The organism is Curtobacterium sp. MCPF17_051, assembly GCF_003234595.1.
Lineage (GTDB): Bacteria > Actinomycetota > Actinomycetes > Actinomycetales > Microbacteriaceae > Curtobacterium > Curtobacterium flaccumfaciens.
Map to the genome: position 1 here is coordinate 67,494 of NZ_QKSE01000006.1, position 20,525 is coordinate 88,018.

19 protein-coding genes and 1 tRNA gene are annotated in these 20,525 nt (G+C 70.8%); 9 read left to right on the forward strand and 11 right to left on the reverse strand.

Features of this window, described 5'->3' with window-relative positions; all coding sequences use genetic code 11:
* Positions 1-185 precede the first annotated feature (185 nt).
* Entirely contained in the window at positions 186-1,613 is a 1,428-nt protein-coding gene (locus DEJ35_RS06075) for an MATE family efflux transporter (protein WP_111124021.1), read from the forward strand.
* Positions 1,614-1,796: 183 nt separating this feature from the next.
* On the opposite strand, the gene DEJ35_RS06080 is transcribed toward DEJ35_RS06075, so the two are convergent.
* The 3 genes from DEJ35_RS06080 to argG form a co-directional block, all read right to left on the reverse strand.
* Positions 1,797-2,399: a copper resistance CopC family protein gene (locus tag DEJ35_RS06080; RefSeq protein ID WP_110862903.1), complete on the reverse strand. Its 603-nt coding sequence runs from the start codon at positions 2,397-2,399 to the stop codon at positions 1,797-1,799.
* 41 nt (positions 2,400-2,440) lie between these two features.
* On the reverse strand, positions 2,441-2,641 hold the full coding sequence (locus DEJ35_RS06085; protein ID WP_110862902.1) for a hypothetical protein: 201 nt from the start codon (positions 2,639-2,641) through the stop codon (positions 2,441-2,443).
* 249 nt (positions 2,642-2,890) lie between these two features.
* Positions 2,891-4,333, reverse strand: coding sequence for an argininosuccinate synthase (argG, locus tag DEJ35_RS06090; RefSeq protein WP_042540079.1), 1,443 nt, complete (start codon positions 4,331-4,333; stop codon positions 2,891-2,893).
* A gap of 110 nt (positions 4,334-4,443) precedes the next feature.
* Between argG and DEJ35_RS06095 the strand changes: the two genes are divergently transcribed.
* Positions 4,444-4,998 carry an RNA polymerase sigma factor gene (locus tag DEJ35_RS06095; protein ID WP_111124020.1) on the forward strand — a complete coding sequence of 185 codons (555 nt, stop codon included), beginning with the start codon at positions 4,444-4,446 and terminating at the stop codon, positions 4,996-4,998.
* Positions 4,995-5,915, forward strand: a complete 921-nt coding sequence (locus tag DEJ35_RS06100) for a hypothetical protein (RefSeq protein ID WP_111124019.1) — start codon at positions 4,995-4,997, stop codon at positions 5,913-5,915. Before DEJ35_RS06095 ends, DEJ35_RS06100 begins: the two co-directional genes overlap by 4 nt.
* Before the next feature lie 163 nt (positions 5,916-6,078).
* Here DEJ35_RS06100 and DEJ35_RS06105 read toward each other — a convergent pair.
* From DEJ35_RS06105 to DEJ35_RS06125, 5 genes are all read right to left on the reverse strand, one after another.
* Positions 6,079-6,153, reverse strand: a tRNA-Arg gene (locus DEJ35_RS06105).
* A 13-nt stretch (positions 6,154-6,166) separates the two neighbouring features.
* Positions 6,167-7,270: an epoxide hydrolase family protein gene (locus DEJ35_RS06110; protein ID WP_111124018.1), complete on the reverse strand. Its 1,104-nt coding sequence runs from the start codon at positions 7,268-7,270 to the stop codon at positions 6,167-6,169.
* A gap of 151 nt (positions 7,271-7,421) precedes the next feature.
* Entirely contained in the window at positions 7,422-7,916 is a 495-nt protein-coding gene (locus tag DEJ35_RS06115; RefSeq protein WP_027466591.1) for an HNH endonuclease, read from the reverse strand.
* Positions 7,917-8,268: 352 nt separating this feature from the next.
* Positions 8,269-9,255: a C40 family peptidase gene (locus DEJ35_RS17650; RefSeq protein ID WP_181435531.1), complete on the reverse strand. Its 987-nt coding sequence runs from the start codon at positions 9,253-9,255 to the stop codon at positions 8,269-8,271.
* Positions 9,256-9,482: 227 nt separating this feature from the next.
* The gene (locus tag DEJ35_RS06125; protein WP_111192279.1) at positions 9,483-10,178 is read right to left on the reverse strand and encodes a metal-dependent transcriptional regulator; all 696 of its coding nucleotides are present in this window, start codon (positions 10,176-10,178) and stop codon (positions 9,483-9,485) included.
* Positions 10,179-10,362: 184 nt separating this feature from the next.
* Between DEJ35_RS06125 and serC the strand changes: the two genes are divergently transcribed.
* The gene (gene serC / locus DEJ35_RS06130) at positions 10,363-11,478 is read left to right on the forward strand and encodes a phosphoserine transaminase (protein WP_111039014.1); all 1,116 of its coding nucleotides are present in this window, start codon (positions 10,363-10,365) and stop codon (positions 11,476-11,478) included.
* Between the two features lie 82 nt (positions 11,479-11,560).
* Here the strand turns inward: serC and DEJ35_RS06135 are convergent, their stop codons facing one another.
* Complete coding sequence (locus DEJ35_RS06135) at positions 11,561-12,397, reverse strand: DUF3027 domain-containing protein (RefSeq protein WP_111192280.1); 837 nt, start codon at positions 12,395-12,397, stop codon at positions 11,561-11,563.
* A gap of 4 nt (positions 12,398-12,401) precedes the next feature.
* Positions 12,402-12,779, reverse strand: a complete 378-nt coding sequence (locus tag DEJ35_RS06140) for a cold-shock protein (protein WP_017888041.1) — start codon at positions 12,777-12,779, stop codon at positions 12,402-12,404.
* Between the two features lie 55 nt (positions 12,780-12,834).
* Between DEJ35_RS06140 and DEJ35_RS06145 the strand changes: the two genes are divergently transcribed.
* The 5 genes from DEJ35_RS06145 to DEJ35_RS06165 all read left to right on the forward strand — a co-directional run bounded on the left by DEJ35_RS06145 (position 12,835) and on the right by DEJ35_RS06165 (position 19,194).
* Positions 12,835-13,134, forward strand: coding sequence for a hypothetical protein (locus tag DEJ35_RS06145; RefSeq protein ID WP_071244038.1), 300 nt, complete (start codon positions 12,835-12,837; stop codon positions 13,132-13,134).
* A gap of 28 nt (positions 13,135-13,162) precedes the next feature.
* A complete protein-coding gene (locus DEJ35_RS06150) occupies positions 13,163-14,929 on the forward strand; it encodes a helicase-associated domain-containing protein (RefSeq protein ID WP_111192281.1) in 1,767 nt (588 codons plus the stop codon).
* A 46-nt stretch (positions 14,930-14,975) separates the two neighbouring features.
* The gene (locus tag DEJ35_RS06155; RefSeq protein ID WP_027466594.1) at positions 14,976-16,673 is read left to right on the forward strand and encodes a DNA repair helicase XPB; all 1,698 of its coding nucleotides are present in this window, start codon (positions 14,976-14,978) and stop codon (positions 16,671-16,673) included.
* A gap of 51 nt (positions 16,674-16,724) precedes the next feature.
* Positions 16,725-17,420 carry a response regulator transcription factor gene (locus DEJ35_RS06160; protein WP_017888045.1) on the forward strand — a complete coding sequence of 232 codons (696 nt, stop codon included), beginning with the start codon at positions 16,725-16,727 and terminating at the stop codon, positions 17,418-17,420.
* Between the two features lie 79 nt (positions 17,421-17,499).
* Positions 17,500-19,194: a cell wall metabolism sensor histidine kinase WalK gene (locus DEJ35_RS06165; RefSeq protein ID WP_071244033.1), complete on the forward strand. Its 1,695-nt coding sequence runs from the start codon at positions 17,500-17,502 to the stop codon at positions 19,192-19,194.
* Positions 19,195-19,417: 223 nt separating this feature from the next.
* Here DEJ35_RS06165 and DEJ35_RS06170 read toward each other — a convergent pair whose 3' ends face one another.
* Positions 19,418-20,263 (reverse strand): hypothetical protein, encoded by an 846-nt coding sequence (locus tag DEJ35_RS06170; RefSeq protein WP_146244759.1) that lies wholly within the window; start codon positions 20,261-20,263, stop codon positions 19,418-19,420.
* Positions 20,264-20,525: the final 262 nt, after the last annotated feature.

A 20,525-nucleotide genomic window follows, 5' to 3' on the forward strand; every position in this document is an offset into this window, starting at 1 on the left:
CGCCACCGCACCGACCCGCTCCACGCACCACGCGCCTCCCGGCCGGATCCGCCGGCGCGCCCTCGCGACCCCGCGCCTTCGCGATCCCGCGACCCCGCGACCCCGCGACGCCATCGGTCGCGTGCTCCCCCTGCCGTGCCGGCGTCCGTCGGCGCGCCCACCGTCATGCCCGGAAGGGAACCGTCATGTCCTCCACCACCTCCGCTGCGGCGACGAACCGCTGGTACCTCTCCGCTGCCCCGATCGCCCGAGCCCTGGTGCACCTGTGCGTGCCGATGGCCGCCGCGATGGTCGTCAGCGCCCTGTACAACGTCATCAACGCGGGCTTCATCGGCGCCCAGCACGACACGTCCCTGCTCGCCGCGATCACCTTCGGCACGCCACTGCTCGGCCTCGTGATGGCCGTGGGCGGGGTGTTCGGCGTCGGCGGCAGCGCGTTGATGTCCCGGTTGCTCGGAGCATCGGAACACGACCCCGACAAGGCGCGGGACATCAAGCACGTCGCCTCGTTCGCACTGTGGGGCGCGGTCGTGACCGGCGCCGTGCTCGGCGTCGTCGGACTCCTGCTGCTCCGCCCGCTCGTCACCGTCCTCGGTGCCGACGCGGCAGCGGTCCCCGCCACGAGCGAGTACGTCGCCGTGATGCTCGCGTTCGTCCCCGTCCTCGCCGCGTCCTTCGCGCTCGAGCAGATCGTCCGCTCCGAGGGCGCCGCGAGGCAGGCGATGATCGGCCTGGTCCTGTCCACGGTCGGCAACCTGGTGTTCGACGTCCTGTTCATCCTGGGGCTGCACTGGGGTGTCGGCGGCGCAGCACTCGCGGTGGGCCTGGCCAACGTGGTCTCGATCGCCTACTGGGTGACCTGGCTGCAGCGGAACAGCGAGAACGTCAGCTTCGCCCCGAAGTGGTTCACCCTGCGTGCGGACGTCCTGAAGCCCGTGTTCGGGATCGGCGTCGGCGAGTTGCTGCAGTCCGCGTTCCTCATCGTCACGACACTCGTCCTCAACAACCTCGCCGCCGCCTACGGTGACGACCCGCTGGCAGCGATGGGCGTCGCGGTCCGCATCGCCCAGGTGCCGGAGTTCCTGGTGATGGGCGTGACCATCGGCGTGCTGCCGTTGCTGGCCTACGCGTTCGGCGCGGGTGACGCCGATCGACTCCGCTCCGGCCTGCGCGCCGCGGCCCTCACCGTCGGCGGCATCGTGCTCGTCTTCTCCGGCACCGTGTTCGTGTTCCGCGAGCAGGTCTTCACCATCTTCTCCGGTGACCACTCGGTGCTCGCGATCGGCATGACGATCCTGACGGCACAGCTCGTCGCCGCCGTCGTCAACGGGTTCACGGGACTGCTCACCTCGCTGTTCCAGGCGACCGGGATGGTCATGCCCGCGATGGTGCTGTCGATGGCGCAGGGCGTGCTGTTCATCCCGATCGTAATCGCCGGCAACGTGTGGTTCGGGCTCGCCGGGATCATCTGGGCACTCACCGTCACCGAGGGCATCGTGTTCGTCGCCGCCGTCGTCCTCTGGCTGGCGACGCGGGGCCGCATCGCCCGAGGCCTGGCCGAGGGCAGCGCGGCACGCGCCGACGCCGCGCTGGAGGCCGCCCCCGTGGCGTGAGGCGCGTTGCCCCCGGCGTCACGCACCGCGTGCGGACGGGAGGCCCGGTGCGGTCCGGCACCGGGCCTCCCGTCCGTTGCGTGGTCGCGTGACGTGCGCCGCGTGCGCTTCGTGAGCAGGAACGGTCGGGCGCGCGCGTGCGACCCGACCTCTTCTGCTCACGAAGTGCGCGGCCCGCGCGCGCTACGCGCTGCGACCGCGCCGCAGCAGCAGCACGACGACCGCACCGGCCACCAGGACGGCTCCGGCGCCGAGGCCGATCCACACGCCCGGCGCGATGCCCGGCGGCGTCGACGGAGCACCGTCCGAAGCTCCGGTGGCCGTCGCGGTGGCACTCGGCGTCGGCGCACCGCTCGCCGCCGTCGGGGTCGGGGTGGCACTCGCGCTCGGGGTGGACACCGGCGCAGCGGCCCGGTACTCGAACGCGAGCCTGCCCTCGATCGGGTGGCCGTCCGGCGACACGTACCGCCAGAGCACCGTGTAGCTGCCCCGGTCGAGGTCGACCGCGCGGCGCATGGTCGTCCCGGAGACCGTCACGTCTCCCGTGGCGACGTCGGCGCCGGAGGCGTCCGTCACCTGGATCCGGAGTCCGGCGTCGAGGCCGGCGAGCGGCGCCTCGGAGAAGGTCAGGTCGACGGACTCGAGCGGTCCCGTGACGACCGCCCCGTCAGCCGGGGTACTGCTGGTCAGGGCCGAGTGGGCCGACGCGGGCTGGACGCCGACGAGCGTCAGCAGTCCCGCCGCGACGATCGCCAGTGCCGCCGCGGCGGTTCGGGCTGTGCGCATGCGCAGACTCTACCGACGGTCGAGCGGCAGCCCGCTGGGGGTCAGAGCTGCTCGCCGAGGAAGTCCGCGTAGGTGGGCTCGTAGCGCGCTTCGCTGAAGCTGACGAGCTGGTGGCCGGTTCCTTCGAGCCGTTCGGCAACGAGGGCGGCGAGGTCTTCGGGGGAACGGAGGCCGTGGCGGTGCCAGGCGTTCTGGATGGTGGCGGTCATGACGACCAGCCCTTCGTTCGAGATGATGCGCATCTCGGATCCGCCCGGGTCGACCCGCTGTGCCAGACCTCACAGATCGTGAGGAGCATCGTGACGACGAGTCCCTGATGACTGACCCGGTACCTCCACGCTAGGTGTTGGGAGGCGTCGCGTCGAACGCAGTGCGCTTCTCGGCCGACCGGCCGACCGGCCGACCGCGGACGACGGACGGGAGGCCCGGTGCCAGCTGGCACCGGGCCTCCCGTCATCAGGGGGGCGCGCCCAGGGCGCGGGTCCGCTCGATCAGTCGGTGCCGGAGTCGAAGGCCGCGCCCTCGGAGGCGAGGTCCGTGCGACGACCCATCGCGTCCTCGGCGTCGGAGGCGACGATCGCGCCGCCGAGGATCTCCTCGGCCTCGCCCGCCTCGAGCTCGCCGACGAGCTCGGCCGTCGCGCCACCGATGAGGCCGGCGGCGGCGTACTGCTCGAGCCGCGAACGGGAGTCCGCGATGTCGAGGTTGCGCATCGTGAGCTGGCCGATGCGGTCGTCCGGGCCGAACGCGGCGTCGCCGACGCGCTCCATCGACAGCTTGTCCGGGTGGTACGACAGCGCGGGGCCTGTGGTGTCGAGGATCGTGTAGTCGTCACCGCGACGCAGGCGCAGCGTGACCTCGCCGGTGACGGCGGACGCGACCCAGCGCTGCAGCGACTCGCGGAGCATGAGCGACTGCGGGTCGAGCCAGCGGCCCTCGTACATCAGGCGACCGAGACGGCGGCCCTCGTTGTGGTACGAGGCGACCGTGTCCTCGTTGTGGATCGCGTTGAGCAGGCGCTCGTAGGCGATGTGCAACAGCGCCATGCCCGGAGCCTCGTAGATGCCGCGGCTCTTCGCCTCGATGATGCGGTTCTCGATCTGGTCGGAGGCACCCAGGCCGTGCCGGCCACCGATGGCGTTCGCCTCGTAGACCAGGGCGACCGCGTCGGTGTACTCGACGCCGTTGATCGCGACGGGGCGACCGGCCTCGAACCGGACGCTGACGATCTCGGTCGCGACCTCGACGTCGTCACGCCAGGCGGCGACGCCCATGATGGGCTCGACGATGTCCAGGCCGCTCGACAGCTCTTCGAGGCTCTTCGCCTCGTGCGTCGCGCCCCAGATGTTCGCGTCGGTCGAGTACGCCTTCTCGGTGGAGTCGCGGTACGGGAACCCGCGGGCGACGAGCCACTCGCTCATCTCCTTGCGGCCACCGAGCTCCTCGACGAACTCGGAATCGAGCCACGGCTTGTAGACGCGCAGGCGCGGGTTGGCCATGAGGCCGTAGCGGTAGAACCGCTCGATGTCGTTGCCCTTGTAGGTGGAGCCGTCGCCCCAGATGTCGACGCCGTCTTCCTTCATGGCGCGGACGAGCATCGTGCCCGTCACCGCGCGGCCGAGCGGCGTCGTGTTGAAGTACGTCTTGCCGCCGGAGCGGATGTGGAACGCACCGGTCTGCAGTGCGACCAGGCCCTCTTCGACCAGGGCGCTCTTCGCGTCGACCAGTCGGGCGATCTCCGCGCCGTACTCGTGGGCGCGGCTCGGGACGGCGTCGATGTCCGGCTCGTCGTACTGGCCGATGTCCGCCGTGTACGTGCAGGGGATCGCTCCCTTCTCGCGCATCCAGGCAACGGCGCAGGAGGTGTCGAGACCCCCTGAGAACGCGATGCCGACTCGTTCGCCGACGGGGAGACTGCTCAGGACCTTGGACACGGGGTCAATCGTACGGGGCCAGCAGGCTCCACTACCGTCCGGGGCGACGGTTGTGGAGAACTTGCCGCACAGAACCGGAACCGATCCTGGGCGACCGGACAATACAGGGCATGAACCAGATCACGGGGGACCGGTCCGACTGGGCCCTGGGCGTCGCCGGGGACGGCCGTGCGGTCGGTCGCCTCTTCGACCGGCACGCGGCGCGACTGCGTCGTCACGTCCGAGCGCTCGTCCCGACTCCGGACGACGCCGACGACGTGGTCGCCGTGGTGTTCCTCGAAGCCTGGCGGAAGCGGGACCGCGTCCGTTTCGTCGACGACTCGATGCTGCCGTGGCTCCTCGTCACGGCGACCAACACGGCGCACAACCTGACGCGGTCGTCTCGGCGCCACCGTTCGTTCCTCGGCAGGTTCCCGGTCGACGGTCCGGCACCCGACCCAGCGGACTCCTTCACCGACGCAGAGGCGGTGACCGCGCTCCGTGGTCTTCCGATCGCGGACCAGCGGGTCCTGTCCCTCTGCGTGCTCGAGGGGTTGAGCGAGCGTGAGGCCGCGACCGTCCTCGGCGTCCCGCCCGGCACCGTCAAGTCCCGGCTCCACCGTGCGAAGGCGCGGCTCCACAAGCAGTACTCGGCGACAGCGGAACCCCTCGGAGGCACACTGTGAACCACGACCAGATCTCCCCTCGTCTCGCAGCGATGCGCGACGCACTCGTCGCAGAGGTCGACGCGACCAGCGCCACCGGAGCGCCGCTCCGTCGACGTCGCCGACCGACCCGGGGCACGGTCCTCACGATCACGGCGGCGTTCCTGGCGGGATCGGCCGTCGCGGGCGGGATCACCGCGGCTGCCCTCCCGTCGAACGACCTGGACACCCCACTGGAGAGCGCCCTTGCGACCTCGACGCGCTACATGGTCGAGGATGCCAACCACGCCACGATCCTCGGGACTCCGGCCTTCGCGGTCACGCAGGGCGACGGCTCGTTCTCGCTCGGTGCCCGCCCCGCGGACGCCGACCGTGTGACGCTCACGTGGAAGTGCCTCGACCCAGGGACCTTCACCGTGGCCGTCGACGGGACGACCATCGACGGGCCCACCCGGTGCACCCCCGGCACGACCGGTGGGGTGAGCACGGCCGGTGAGCATTGGAAACTGTCCCCTGCGACCGGTTCCGGACACTCGGCGGCGACCATCAGCGTGACGGGCGGCGGCTCCGCCCGCTACGCCGTCTGGGCCTCGTGGGTCGAGTCTGCGCCGATCGCAGAACCCTCTGCCCAGCAGCGAGCCGAGCTCCGGGACGACCTGATCACCCTCGACGAGTACCGCGCGGCCTTCAACCGGCTCGAGGCTTGTCTCACGCAGGCGGGACACCCGATGGACGACGTCCCGCTCTCGTGGTTCGCGAACGGGTCCTGGACGAGCCGACCGGTGGGCACGGGCCCCTGGTACCTGTACTCGACGCCGGCCGAGGGCCTCGAGGTGTTCGACACCCAGTGCTACCCGCGGGAGTTCGGCCAGGTCGACGCGCTCTGGCAGGCGGAACACCCCATGCCGGAGGACCCGCCGGCCCAGCCGGTTGGATGATGCACCACGGCGCGGAGACTCCTGCGACCGAGGAAGGGAACGAGGTGACCACCGAAGCCTTCGACGTCCGGACGAATCGCAGCGACTCTCGGTCTTCGCCACCATGCTGGCCGCTGCTCGGGACCTGCCCGACCACGAACGACCCGAGACACTGGAATCCTGCTGGTGCCCCTGGAGGGACTCGAACCCCCAACCGTTTCCTTAGGACGGAACTGCTCTTCCATTGAGCTACAGAGGCTGGCCCGTCCACTCTAGCGGCGGAAGCCCTGCAGGAACGCGTGCAGTTCGTCGACGAACAGGTCGGGCTGCTCGAACGGCGCGAAGTGCCCACCGCGGTCGAGTTCGTGGTGGAACACGAGGTTCGTGGTGCGCTCGAGCCACTCCCGCGGCGCCCGCACGATGTCGCCGGGGAAGATCGAGAACCCGGACGGCACCTCGACCCGTCGCTCCAGCTGCTCTGCCGGGATCGCCGCGTTCGCGTGGTACATCCGCATCGCCGACCCGATCGTGGCGGTCGCCCAGTACTCGGTCAGCAGCGCCAGGACCTCGTCGCGCGTGTAGACCGACCACAGGTCCCCGTCGCAGTCGCTCCACGCCCGGAGCTTCTCGACGATCCAGGCGGCGAGCCCCGCGGGCGAGTCGTTCAGCCCGACGGCGGCGGTCTGCGGCTTCGTCCGGTGCAGCATCGCGTAGGCACCCTCGGCGGTGCGCCACCGATCGGTCGCGGCGACGAACTCCCGCTCGGCCGCGGACAACGTCGACGCATCCAGCCCTGGCCAGGCGAGCCCGCCGTCGATGCGGTGCACGGCGACGACCCGGTCGGGGTGGTCGAGCGCCAGGTACCGGGCGACGTGCGTGCCGATGTCGCCACCGGACACCGCGAACCGCTCGTACCCGAGGTCCGTCATCAGCGTCGCCCACATGCCGGCCACCTGCCGGGCGTCGAGCACCTGCGGCGGTGCATCCGAGAAACCGTAGCCCGGCATGTCCGGCACGACGACGTCGTACCCGGCGTCGACGAGCATCGGCAGCACCTTGCGGTACCGCCACCCGGAGTCCGGCCAGCCGTGCGCGAGCAGGACCGGCAGGGCGTCGGGCCGCGGAGCGCGGGCGTGCAGGACGTGGATCCCGATGCCGTCGACGACGACACGGCGCGAGGGCAGCGCGGCGAGCTCGGCACGGTGCGCGTCGAAGTCGAACCCGTCGGCCCAGTACTCGACGAGCGGGCGCAGGACGTCGAGGTCCACGCCGAGCGTCCAGCCGACCCCGGCGGGGGCGTCCGGCCAGCGCGTGGCACGCAGCCGAGCGCGCAGGTCGTCGATGGTCGCGTCGTCGATGTGCGGTGTCTCGCCCATGTCGGCGACGCTAGTCAGCGCCACCGACAGGCGGACTGGAGGCCCGTGACGGCGTCACCACGGGCCTCCAGTCCGTCACATGCTGTGGAGCAACGGTCGGGTCGGCCTGATCGGCCCGACCATTGCCGAACACGAAACGCGGCGGCGGCCGCTACGCGGCCACGAGGTACTCGTCCCACTCCGCCTGCGGACGCTCGATGCCGCGCACGACCCACGAGGATCCGTGCGGCACCTTCGGCGGGAACCGGAGGCGCCACCCCATCTCCTGCGGGGTGCGGTCGCCCTTGGTGTTGTTGCAGGCCAGGCAGCAGGCGACGAGGTTCTCCCAGGAGTCCTGCCCACCGCGCGACCGCGGCTGCACGTGGTCGATGGTGGTGGCGTGCCGGCCGCAGTAGGCACAGTGGTTGCCGTCCCGACGCAGCACGCCGCGACGGGACACCGGCACGAGCCTGGAGTGCGGGATGCGCACGTAGCGGGTGAGGATGATGACGGACGGACGGTCGTAGCTCGACGTCGACCCGGTGACCGGGTGTTCGACGTCGGCGGCGACGATGGCGGCCTTCTGGTTCATGACCAGCACGAGGGCTCGTCGGAACGAGATCACCGCGAGGGGCTCGTAACCGGCGTTGAGGACGAGAGTGCGCATGGGTTCCCTTCCGACGTGCCTGGACGGCTTCCAGGCGCTGCGGGTGCGTCGGACCGACGACGCGAACGGGTGAGGACGACCTGTTCACACCCCTGGAACCACGAAGAGCACCACCCGGATGGGCAGTGCTCTCGTCATGCAGGGGCGTGCTCGTGCACGCAGGCTGTGCTCGACCATATGTCGACGCGCGCGCGCCGACCCATGGTGCGGGTCGTGCGGAACATCGACATGAGGGTCTCCTGTTCGCGCCGGTGCGGACCGGTGCAGCGTCAGGTTAACCCAGAAACCGGCCCGGCACGAGGGTGCGCGGGCCGGTTCCGGTGAAGTTCACACGCCGGAAGGGCAGTGGTCGTCAGATGCCGAACCGGACGATGTGGTAGTCGCTGGTCCAGATCGGACGGATCTGCACGGAGCCACCGGGCTTCGGGGCGTCCATGATCATGCCGTTCCCCATGTAGAAGCCGTCGTGCGCCTCGTTGTTGAAGATGACGACGTCACCGGGCTGCGCCTCGGACTCGGGGATCGTGGTGCCGGCCTGGTCCTGCAGCGGCACCGAGTGCGCGAGGTTGATGCCGTACTGGGCGTACACGAACATGATGTAGCCCGAGCAGTCGAAGCCCGACGGGTCCGCGCCACCGAAGACGTACGGGGTGCCGATGTACTGCTTGGCGGTGGCGACCACGGCCGGCAGCGAGAACGGGGTGTCGGCGGCGGACGAGCTGGCCGCGTACTCGGCGGCGGTGGGCCCGGTGTACGAGGAGTACTGCTTCGCGGTCGCGGCGCGGGCGGTCTGGGTCTGCTCGGCCTGCTCGGCGGCTTCCTTCGCTGCGGCGGCCTGGTCGGCGGCGGCCTGCTTGGCGGCCTTCTCGGCGTCGAGCGTCGCGGTGGAGGTCGCGCCGTAGCCGTCACGGCTCGTGTCGGCCAGTGCCACGGCGTCGGAGACCGACAGCTCCTGGCTCTGCGTGGCACGGGCCTGCCGCTGGGCGTCGGCGACGGCGGTCGAGTTGGTGGAGGTCGTCGCGGCGAAGGCCGGGGCGACGGCGACGGTTCCGAACATGCCGGCGGCCACGGTGAGGACGACCGGCGCGAGGAACTTGCGCTTGCGCGACGACGAGCTGGCCTTGGCGGTGTTCGCTGCGGCCGCGGCCTGCGCGGCACGACGACCACCGGGCAGCGGGGCGGAGCGCACCGGCACGACCTTGCGGACCGGGCGGCCCTCGGCCTCGCGCACGGCCCGCCGGGTGAGCGGGGCGGTGGTGGCGTTCTCGGTGTTCGTCGGGTTCGCGGGCGTCTGGTCGTCCGCGGCGGTACCGGTCTGCGTCAAGAGGTGGGTCTCCAACGTCTCGTCATCACGCCGCCGTGGGTGTCCGGCGGTGTGCAACCCCATCCGTTCGTCATCGTTTCCGATCGAGGCAGGAGACGGGTTCGAGACGTCCTGCCACGGGTCTCCGGCTCAGGGGCAGCGCGGCGACTCGGACGAGTGTACGGAGGCGTCGTTACCGTGTCGAGACCAAACGCCCCGTGGGTAACGAAACGGTAAAGACTCTCAGGGACGACCAGGAACGGTCAGTCCCGCTCGACGTAGACGTGCTGCGCGACCTCGATGGGCAGCTCGATGCCCGAGTCCTCGCCCTCGACGCGGACCGCGACGTAGGCACCCGCGCGCTGCACGCTCGCCATGCGCCCGGGCATAACCCCGGCGGTGCGGAGCTGGTGCAGGAGCTCCGGCTCGAACTGCACCGGCTCGCCCAGGCGTCGGACGACCCCGGTCGTGACGGCGTCGGTGCCCTCGGTCGCGGCGACGATGTTCTGGACGCCGTCGAGGAACCCGGCGGCCGCGGGGCCTCCGATCTCGGCCAGTCCGGGGATCGGGTTGCCGTAGGGCGACTCGGTCGGGTTGCCGAGCATCTCGAGCAGGCGGACCTCGACCTGCTCGCTCATGACGTGCTCCCACCGGCAGGCCTCGTCGTGCACGAAGGCCCAGTCGAGCCCGATGACGTCGGCCAGCAGGCGTTCGGCCAGACGGTGCTTGCGCATCACGTGGGTGGCGCGGGAACGACCTTCGTCGGTGAGCTCCAGGTGGCGGTCACCGGAGACGACCACCAGGCCGTCGCGCTCCATGCGGGCGATGGTCTGTGAGACCGTCGGGCCCGAGTGTCCGAGGCGCTCGGAGATGCGCGCGCGCAGCGGCACGATCGCCTCTTCCTCGAGGTCGAGGATGGTGCGAAGGTACATCTCCGTGGTGTCGACGAGATCGGTCACGGTCCGCCTCTCATGTCTGGGCCCAGCGCCGACCACACTACTTGTTCGCACCGACGAACACCGACCGGCGCCCGGACGCACGTGAGAACGGGTCATCCGACGCGGTGGACGAGCGGGCCGAACCCTCCCCGTCCGGCCGGTACACGGGCTCGGGCAGGCGGATCGTCGTCGTTAGGATCGGTGCATGGCAGACATCGTCATCCCGGCCGAACTCCTCCCCACCGACGGTCGTTTCGGCTGCGGACCGTCGAAGATCCGCGGCGCACAGCTCGAGTCCCTCGTGACGCGCGGCGCCACGATCCTCGGCACCTCGCACCGCCAGAAGCCCGTCAAGGACCTGGTCGGCAGCGTCCGCTCCGGCCTCGCCGACCTGTTCCAGATCCCCGAGGGCTACGAGGTCGTCCTCGGCAACGGCGGCTCGACCGCGTTCTGGGACGCCGCCGCGTTCGGCCTCATCGAGCGCCGTGCCGAGAACCTGTCCTTCGGCGAGTTCGGGTCGAAGTTCGCCAAGGCCGCAGCGGCCCCGTGGCTCGAGGCCCCGCACGTCGTCGAAGCACCGGGCGGCTCCCTCGCCGCACTCGAGCCGGTGGAGGGCGTAGACGTCTACGCCTACCCGCACAACGAGACCTCGACCGGCGTCATGGCCCCGGTCGTCCGCGCGACCGGTGACGCCGGCGCCCTCACCGTCGTCGACGCGACCAGCGCCGCCGGTGGCGCCCTGTTCGACGTCAGCGCCACCGACGTCTACTACTTCGCCCCGCAGAAGAACTTCGCCTCGGACGGCGGGCTCTGGCTCGCGCTGCTCTCCCCCGCCGCGATCGAGCGGATCGAGCGCATCGCCGCCTCCGACCGGTACATCCCGGAGTTCCTGTCGCTCAAGAACGCCGTCGACAACTCGCGCCTGAACCAGACCCTGAACACCCCGGCGATCTCCACGCTGCTGCTCCTCGACGAGCAGGTGCGGTGGATGAACGAGTCCGGCGGCCTGGCGTGGGCGGACCTGCGCACCAAGACCTCGTCGTCGACGATCTACGACTGGGCCGAGGCCAGCGACTCCGCGACCCCGTTCGTCACCGACCCCGCCGCTCGCTCCCAGGTCGTCGCCACGATCGACCTCGACGACTCGATCGACGCCAAGGCCGTGGCCGCGACCCTGCGCGCGAACGGCATCGTCGACACCGAGCCGTACCGGAAGCTCGGCCGCAACCAGCTGCGCGTCGCGACGTTCACCGCGATCGACCCGGACGACGTGGCGAAGCTCGTGCGCGCGATCGACTTCACGATCGACGCCCTGCGCTGACGCCGGGGACACCCGCCGGAACGAGGACGGGCCCGGCACCACCGGATCGGTGGTGCCGGGCCCGTTCGTCGGTCCGGGTGGGTCAGGCGCGGTGGAAGCCCGGGTCGGCCTCGCCGGCGTCGAGCTGGTCGACCTCGAGATCGGCGTCGGGCTCGAACGGCTGCACGCGGCGGGCACGGCGACGACGGGGCGGTTGCGGGGCGTCGTCCTCGGTGTCGGTGTCGGTGTCGGTGTCGCTCACATCGGCGAGCGCATCGACGTCCACACCCTCGATGTCGTCGTCGTCCGACTCGTCGAGGTCGTCCTCGTCGGCGTCGAACTCGTCGTCATCGTCGTCGCCGTCCGACTCGTCATCGTCCTCGTCGTCATCCGAGTCGTCGTAGTCGTCGTCCTCGTCCGAGTCCTCGTCGTCCGACTCGTCGTCGTCTTCGTCGTCTTCGTCGTCTTCGTCGTCTTCGTCGTCTTCCGACTCGTCGTCGTAGTCCTCGTCGTCGGAGTCCTCGTCCGGGTCCTCGTCCGACGCGTCCTCGGCACCGTCCGCACCCTCGTGCTCCTGCGCGGCCCGGTACTCGGCCAGTCGCTCGGACCACGGCACCCACTCGGGCGCCACGAGCGAGCCGTCCCCGGGCATCAGCTCGACCTCGAGCACGGTCGGCTCGTCGTCGCCGACCTTGGCGACGCTGACGGTCCACCGCCACCCGGGGTAGCCGGGCAGCCGGTTGGCGAACAGGACGGACACGACGCCGTCCCCTTCGTCCACCGTGCCGACGGGCGCGCCGACGGTCGACTCCGGGGTGACCTCGAGCAACGCCTCGCGCGCCAGGTCGGTGTAGTCGATGGACGCTGCGTCGATGGACGCTGCGTCGATGGACGCCGCGTCGGGAGCCGTCTCGGCCCCTGCTGTCTCGGACTCGGTCATGGGGTCACGCCTCCAACTGGTCTGCGACGTGCCGCAGGATGGCGGCGATGCGATCGCCGTTCTTCGGGTAGCGGCCGTGGCGGAGGTCTCCGCTGATCCGGTCGAGTTCCTTCACCAGGTCCTCGACGATCACGGCCATGTCGTCCGCGGAGCGACGGGTCATCCGCGACAGCGACGGCTGGGGCTCGAGCAGCCGCACGGACAACGCCTGCGACCCCTTCTTGCCCTGGACGACGCCGTACTCCAGCCGCGTGCCGGCCTTGACGGTCACGACGCCGTCGGGCAGCGAGGACGCGTGCAGGAACACCTGGTCGCCGTCGTCTCCGGTGATGAAGCCGAAGCCCTTGTCGTCGTCGTAGAACTTGACCTTGCCGGTGGGCATGCGTGGACTCCTCGAGGTCGTGGTACGGCCGTGGTGCGTCGGATATCCTGGGTCGATGGCCAAGCCGACCCGATCAACCGGGAACCCGCAGGACTCCGCAGAACCCCCGGTGACGTTCAATCGTACCGAACGCGCTCTGGCGTTCATGATCGGTGGGATCATCATCCTCGGCCTGCTCTGCTTCGTCGCGATGATCATCATGTGGCTCACCGCGCCTGCCGCCCAGGGTGCGATGCCGTGGCCGGTGGTCATGGCGATCCCGCTGTTCGGCTTCCCGATCGCCATGGTGCTGGTCTTCACGCTCCTCGGCATCACCTGGACACGTCGCGCACGAGCGAACCGGACGGCTCGCTGACGTCCGCCCCGGACGCTGGCACCGGACGATGACGACCACCGCCGATCTCGCCGCCCGACTCCGGGCGATGCCGGACGATGCGCTCGAGCGCCTCGTCGCGGCGAGGCGACTCCCCACCGCTGCACTCGCCGAGACCGGCCCGCAGCGCATCACCGACTTCTTCGACCTGGCCGAGGCGCTCCGCAGCGACGACGCCGTGGACGCCGCCGTCGAGCACCTGCCGCGCGCGACGATCCTCGCGCTGCGGGACGGCGGTGCCGTCGACGCGCTCGGCCCCGCGATCGAACTCGGCCTCGCCGACGAGGACGGCGCGGTCGACGACGCGGTCGCCGCACGCGTGGCCGCCCACCCCGACCTCACCTCGCTCGACGAGCAGCCTGGAGGCCCGGAGCAGGTCCGCCCCGCTGCTCCCGCCCTCGACGCCGCGGCGCTCGAGCGTGCGCGCACCACCGGCGCGGAGCAGGCGTTCGCCACGATGACCGTGCTCGCCGAGCTGCTGCGGGCGGTCGACGCCGGCGCGGTCCGCGAACTCGTCAAGGGCGGTATCGGCATGCCGCTCGCCCGCACCCTCGCCGAGCGCATCGGCACCGACGCCGAGCTCGTCGCCGGTCGCCTGGCGCTGCTCGACGGCATCGGGTTCGCCGACCCCGACACCGGACGCTGGATCGTCACCGACGCCGGACACGCCTGGTTGCTCGCCGGCTGGCCGGAGCGCTGGGTGTCGCTGGTGGCCGCGTGGTCGGACACGCTCCCGCCCGCCGTGCACCAGGTGCTCGAGCTGGCCGACGGGGACCTACGCGACCTCGTGCCGCTCGGGCGTTGGGCGTACCCGGCGGGGTCCCGCTGGCTCGACGCCCTGCTGCTCGACGTCGCCGGCACCGCGGCGTCGCTCGGCCTGGCGGTCGACGGCATCGTCACGAGCACCGGTCGGGCGCTCCTCGACGGCGACGCCGAGCAGGCCGCCGACGACCTGCCGGGCACCGTCGAGCGGGTCTACCTGCAGCACGACCTCACCGTCATCGCACCGGGACCGCTCGCGCCGGTGGACGACGACGCCCTGCGCACCGTCGCTGTCCTCGAGGCACCGGGGCTCGCGGCGCGCTACCGCATCTCCGAGGACACCCTGCGCGCGGCGTTCCGGGCCGGGCACTCCCGCGACGACCTGCTGTCCCTGCTCGGACGGCTGTCGGCCACCGGGATCCCGCAGCCCCTCGCCTACCTGATCGACCAGGTGGCCGGACGCGACGGCAGCATCGTCGTCGACCGGGGGCCGGGCGGCGTCGGGACCGAGGTCCGCGGCACCGCCGACCAGCTGGACCTCGTCGGGGTGGACGCCGAGCTCCGGCAGCTCGCGTGGGAGCGGCCCGACCTGACGACACTGACCACGCGCTACCCGCCGCACGTCGTGCACACCGCACTCGAGGACCAGCGCTACCCGGCCGTCCTGACGACCGCAGCCCGCCCCGAGGCGCACCACGGGCCTCCCGGCCGGCGCAGCCCCACCGGGCGCTCGCCGGAACAGTCGGCGCACGCACTCGTCGAACGGCTCCGCCTGACGACGCAGCGCGGCGACGCGGAGCCGGAGCAGGAGTGGCTCGGTCGGCAGATCGACCTGGCCGTGCGCGGACGCACGCCGATCCGCGTGACCGTCCGGATGCCGGACGGCTCGGAGCGGCCGTTCTCGATCGTGCCGACCTCGGTCGCGGCCGGACGCGTCCGCGGGCGGGACACGGCCGTCGACGTCGAACGCACCCTGCCGCTGTCGCTCGTCGTGTCGGTCGAGAGCGACGCCTGAGCCGCGGTCACCCGCGCGCAGGTGCCGACGGCTAGGCTGGCAGGTCATGAACGGACCGCTGATCGTGCAGAGCGACCGCACCGTGCTCCTCGAGGTCGCGCACCCCGACGCCGAGGACGCACGCCACGAGCTCGCCGCCTTCGCCGAGCTCGAACGCGCTCCCGAGCACGTGCACACCTACCGGATCACCCGCCTCGGACTCTGGAACGCGCGCGCCGCGGGCCACGACGCCGAGGCGATGATCGACACCCTGGAACGCTTCGCGAAGTTCCCCGTGCCGCAGAGCGTCACGGTCGACATCCGCGACACGGTCTCGCGCTACGGACGGCTCGTGATCCGTCGCGAGGAACGGCCCGACGCTCCCGTGATCGCGAACTCCCCCACCGAGGAACTCGAGCGGCTGCCGCTCCTGCTGCTCACCGCCGAGGACCCGTCGGTGCTGGCCGAGGTCATCCGGTCGAAGCGCATCAAGCCGTTGCTCGGCGACATGCGGTCCTCGACCGAGGTCGAGCTGCAGCCGTGGGCGCGGGGGCAGATCAAGCAGGAGCTCGTGAAGCTCGGCTGGCCGGCGGAGGACCTGGCGGGCTACACCCCTGGCCAGCCGCACCCGATCGACCTGGACACGGCCGAGTGGCACATGCGGCCGTACCAGGAGCAGGCCGTCGACACGTTCTTCGCCCAGGGCTCCGGCGTCGTCGTCCTGCCCTGTGGTGCGGGCAAGACGCTCGTCGGCGCGGGGGCGATGGCGACCGTCAAGGCGACCACGCTCATCCTCGTGACGAACACCGTCTCGGCGCGGCAGTGGCGCACCGAGCTCCTCAAGCGCACGACCCTGACGCCGGAGGACATCGGCGAGTACTCGGGCAGCGTCAAGGAGATCCGGCCGGTCACGATCGCGACCTACCAGATCCTCACCGCCCGCCGGAAGGGCGAGTACACGCACCTGTCGCTCCTCGATGCCCTCGACTGGGGCCTCATTGTCTACGACGAGGTGCACCTGCTGCCCGCGCCGGTGTTCAAGCTGACCGCGGACCTGCAGGCCCGCCGGCGCCTGGGCCTCACGGCGACGCTCGTGCGCGAGGACGGCCGCGAGGGCGACGTCTTCTCGCTCATCGGGCCGAAGCGGTACGACGCCCCGTGGAAGGAGATCGAGGCGCAGGGCTACATCTCGCCGGCCTCCTGCTACGAGGTCCGCATCGACCTGCCGCACCAGGACCGCCTGGAGTACGCGGCGTCGAGCGACGACGAGCGCTACCGGCTCGCCGCGACGTCCCCGGCCAAGACCCCGGTGGTGCGGGAACTCATCGAGAAGCACCGCGGGGAGCAGATCCTGGTGATCGGGCAGTACATCGACCAGCTCGACGAACTGGCTGCGTCGCTCGACGCCGCGGAGATCACGGGGGCGACCCCGGTCGACGAACGGGAGCGGCTGTACGACGCGTTCCGGTCCGGGGAGGTCGACGTGCTCGTCGTCTCGAAGGTCGCGAACTTCTCGATCGACCTGCCCGACGCGACCGTCGCCATCCAGGTCTCCGGCTCGTTCGGGTCGCGGCAGGAAGAAGCGCAGCGACTCGGCCGGCTCCTCCGCCCGAACAAGGACGGCCTGCCCGCGTCGTTCTACACGCTCGTGGCCCGGGACACCGTCGACCAGGACTTCGCGCAGAACCGGCAGCGGTTCCTGGCGGAGCAGGGCTACTCGTACACGATCCTGGACGCCGACCAGGTCCAGACGCCCGTGGGCTGACGCACGAACCGCTCTCAGGAAACCCCGAGGGAACAGTCAGAAGATAGGACCATGAGCGATGGCCCCAAGATCCTGATCGTCGACGACGAGCCGAACATCCGCGACCTCCTGACGACCTCGTTGCGCTTCGCCGGCTTCGCCGTGCGTGCGGTGGGCAACGGGGCACAGGCGATCTCCGCCGTGCTGGAAGAAGAGCCGGACCTCATCATCCTCGACGTGATGCTGCCCGACATGAACGGCTTCGGCGTGACCAAGCGCCTGCGTTCCTCGGGCTACACCTCGCCGATCCTGTTCCTGACGGCGAAGGACGACACCGAGGACAAGATCACCGGCCTCACCGTCGGCGGCGACGACTACGTCACCAAGCCGTTCTCGCTCGACGAGATCGTCGCCCGCATCAAGGCCATCCTCCGTCGCACCATGAACGACGAGGAAGACGCGATCATCCGCGCCGGCGAGCTCACGATGGACCAGGACACCCACGAGGTCACGATCGGCGACGCGCAGATCGAGCTCTCGCCCACCGAGTTCAAGCTGCTCCGCTACCTCATGCTCAACCCGAACCGCGTGCTGTCCAAGGCGCAGATCCTCGACCACGTGTGGGAGTACGACTTCAACGGCGACGCAGGGATCGTCGAGAGCTACATCTCGTACCTGCGCCGCAAGCTCGACCAGTACTCCGCCGAGCCGATCATCCAGACCAAGCGCGGCTTCGGGTACATGCTGAAGGCGTCCAAGGCTTCGTAGGGGCCGGAGCCCCGCGGGGCTCGACTTCACGGCGGTCGTCCGGTTTCACCGGGCGGCCGCTGTCTATCGTTGGGGCAGCATGCACACGCGAATGAACCACTGGTGGGACGGGATCTCCCTGCGCACCAAGATCACCGGGATCACGGTGCTCCTCGTCGCGCTCGGATTGCTCGTCGCCGGACTCGGCACGATGACGGTGCTGTCCACCTACCTCATGCAGCAGCTCGACAACACGGTCAAGCAGACGACCGAGCAGCTCGAGGGCCAGAACATCAGTGACGGCGAGCAGTACTGCAAGCTGTCCGTCGTGGTGTCGCAGAGCGCCTACGTCGCCGCGTACGACGCCGACGGCGACCGGATCTGCCAGACGAAGGCGTCGAGCCGACCTGACGTCCGTGAAGCCACCCTGGTCGAGGCCTCGCAGTCGAACCAGCGCATCTCGCTCTACGACAGCCAGCACAACCACGAGTGGCGCGCCCAGATCATCCCGGCGTCCCTGCAGAACCAGTCCGACGGCACCACCGAGACCGGCTACGTGCTCATCGCCGTCTCCAGTGCCGGCACCGACGAGACGATCGGCAAGTTCACCGCGATCTTCCTCGGGTTCGGTGCCTCGGTCATCCTGCTCGGCGCCATGCTCACCCGTCTGCTCGTCACCGCGACCTTCGACCCGCTGCGCGACGTCGAGGACACCGCTGCCCGGTTCGCCGCGGGTGACTTCAACCAGCGCCTCGAGGCCGACACCCCGAACACCGAGGTCGGCCGACTCAACCGCTCCCTCAACGTCATGCTCGAGCGGATCGACTCCGCGTTCGAGGACCGTGAGCGCACCATCGCCCAGATGCGTCGGTTCGTCGGGGACGCCTCGCACGAGCTCCGCACGCCGCTGGTGTCCCTGCGCGGGTACGCCGAGTTGTACCGGATGGGTGCCCTGCGCAAGGAAGAGGACGTCGCCCAGGCGATGGAGCGCATCGAGAAGGAAGCGCAGCGGATGGGCCTGCTCGTGCAGGACCTGCTGCAGCTCGCCCGTATCGACGAGTCGAAGCCGCTCGAGCTCGGCCCGGTGGACCTCGTCGCCATCGCACGTGACTCGGCGCTCGACACGATGGCCTCCAACCCCGACCGCGAGATCCAGGTCCTCGTCGAGGACTCCCTGACCGGCGAGAGCGTGCCCCAGGCCGTCCGTCCGTCGGCGTCGTCGTCCATCGGCTCCCCGGACTCCGGCGAAGCACCGCCCGTGTCGCCCACCTCGGCGAACACCACCGGGCCGATCGCGTTCTCGCGCCAGACCATCGCCCGACTCCGAGCCCGTCGCACCCGCGCCATGAACATCGACGCCGGTGCCGCGCCGACCGACGAGACCACGCCGCTGCCCACGGTCGTGCTGCCGAAGCGCCCGCCGATCGTCCTGGCGGAAGAGAACAAGATCCGCCAGATCGTCACGAACCTGATGGGCAACGCCATGCGGTTCACGGCGAACGACGACCCGATCGAGATCGGCATCGGCGTGGACGACGAGCGCGGCATGGCACACCTCGACGTGATCGACCACGGTGAGGGCATCCCGCCGCAGCTGCGCGAGAAGATCTTCCAGCGCTTCTGGCGTGCGGACACGTCCCGTGCCCGGGACACCGGCGGCTCGGGCCTCGGGCTCGCCATCGTGTCCGGCATCGTCGCGGCGCACCACGGCTCCGTCGAGGTCTTCGACACCGAGGGCGGCGGCGCCACCTTCCGCGTCTGGCTCCCCCTGCTCCCCCGCGACTTCTCCGCCTGACCCGCGCGGGCCGTACGGCCCGCGGCGCCCCGGGCCCCGGGTGTCGCGGGCGTCCCGTCCCGCGGCCTTCCGGGCGGTCACAACACCCCGTTCGAGGCCGCCGAGTGGTCACGATCTGTCGTCCACGAGCTCGCTGACCGACAGTTCGTGACCGGCCGGCGCACAGCCGACGACATGTCATGACCGCCCGGCGACGAAACCTTCAGCGTGGCGATCACGGCCCTCACGCTGACCGCCGACGACTTCCGACCGCTCGGACCTCGAACGCCTGGCGGAGTCGCTCGAACAACACCGCGGGTCGGTGCGCGTCCGATGCCGTTGCGTGGATCACGAGCCAGTCGTTCACCACGAACCCGTTGTCCCGTCGTTGATCGTGTCGGAAGGTGTCGCGCTCGCGGTGGTGATCGCCGTCGTACTCCAACGCGATGCCGAACTCCGACCACGCCATGTCGACGCGGCCGAGGAACCGCCCCGCGCCGTCGTGCACGTCGATGTTCAGCTCCGGCTCCGGGAACCCCGCTTCGACGACTGCCAGCCGGAGCCAGGTCTCCTGCGGCGACTCCGCCCCGGCCCGGACGAGGTCCAGCGCGCGCCGAGCAGCGAGCGCGAATCGTGTGCCGGGGCGGATCGACGCACGGAGGTCGTCCACCGTCGCCAGCCCGGCTGGTCCGACCAGGTGGTCCCCGATCGCGACCAGCGCGTCACGTGCGAGCACGCCGGCGCACTCGAACCACATCTGTGCAGGGACACTGACCAGGAACCCGCGGTGTTCGACGGTCCTCGGCCGGTCCAGGCGGTGCGCGGCCACGCCGGGCCGACGCATCCGGCAACCGTCCCTCGTGGTCGAGACGTGCACCGGCCCGACCGAGCGCACCGACTGCGGCAGTGGCGCACCCCAGATCGCGGCGGCGGTCGTGTGACTGAAGAACTGGTCGGGACGCATGACCAGGGCGACGGCGTCGATGAAGTCCACCGAGTCGATCGGGGCACGCACACCGTGGACCGGGGCTGCCAGGTCGGCGCGTCGGAGTCGTTCCGGATCGATGCCGTGCCCCACTGCATCGGCCACGCGGAAGGTGGATCGGTCGAACGGAGCAGGGAGGCGACGGGCAGCTGGCATGCCGTCATGGTCGTTGCGGGGCACCCGAGCCGACCACGCACGGTCGGAACCTGTGGAGAACGAGGTGAGCCGGGCCTCCTGTGTGGGAAAAACGACCCCAGACACGCGGAAGCCGCACGCACGAGCCGGCCACGACTCCCCGCTCCCGCGCCGGCCAACGGTCACGATGCGTCGACTGGAGCGGGCCGAGCCGACGATTCGTGACCGCTCA

Coding starts and splice junctions, on each gene's coding strand:
- DEJ35_RS06075 (WP_111124021.1), top strand. CDS start 186: ATGTCCTCCACCACCTCCGCTGCGGCGACGAACCGCTGGTACCTCTCC.
- DEJ35_RS06080 (WP_110862903.1), bottom strand. CDS start 2,399: ATGCGCACAGCCCGAACCGCCGCGGCGGCACTGGCGATCGTCGCGGCG.
- DEJ35_RS06085 (WP_110862902.1), bottom strand. CDS start 2,641: ATGCGCATCATCTCGAACGAAGGGCTGGTCGTCATGACCGCCACCATC.
- DEJ35_RS06095 (WP_111124020.1), top strand. CDS start 4,444: ATGAACCAGATCACGGGGGACCGGTCCGACTGGGCCCTGGGCGTCGCC.
- DEJ35_RS06110 (WP_111124018.1), bottom strand. CDS start 7,270: ATGGGCGAGACACCGCACATCGACGACGCGACCATCGACGACCTGCGC.
- DEJ35_RS06115 (WP_027466591.1), bottom strand. CDS start 7,916: ATGCGCACTCTCGTCCTCAACGCCGGTTACGAGCCCCTCGCGGTGATC.
- serC (WP_111039014.1), top strand. CDS start 10,363: ATGGCAGACATCGTCATCCCGGCCGAACTCCTCCCCACCGACGGTCGT.
- DEJ35_RS06135 (WP_111192280.1), bottom strand. CDS start 12,397: ATGACCGAGTCCGAGACAGCAGGGGCCGAGACGGCTCCCGACGCGGCG.
- DEJ35_RS06140 (WP_017888041.1), bottom strand. CDS start 12,779: ATGCCCACCGGCAAGGTCAAGTTCTACGACGACGACAAGGGCTTCGGC.
- DEJ35_RS06145 (WP_071244038.1), top strand. CDS start 12,835: ATGGCCAAGCCGACCCGATCAACCGGGAACCCGCAGGACTCCGCAGAA.
- DEJ35_RS06150 (WP_111192281.1), top strand. CDS start 13,163: ATGACGACCACCGCCGATCTCGCCGCCCGACTCCGGGCGATGCCGGAC.
- DEJ35_RS06155 (WP_027466594.1), top strand. CDS start 14,976: ATGAACGGACCGCTGATCGTGCAGAGCGACCGCACCGTGCTCCTCGAG.
- DEJ35_RS06160 (WP_017888045.1), top strand. CDS start 16,725: ATGAGCGATGGCCCCAAGATCCTGATCGTCGACGACGAGCCGAACATC.
- DEJ35_RS06165 (WP_071244033.1), top strand. CDS start 17,500: ATGCACACGCGAATGAACCACTGGTGGGACGGGATCTCCCTGCGCACC.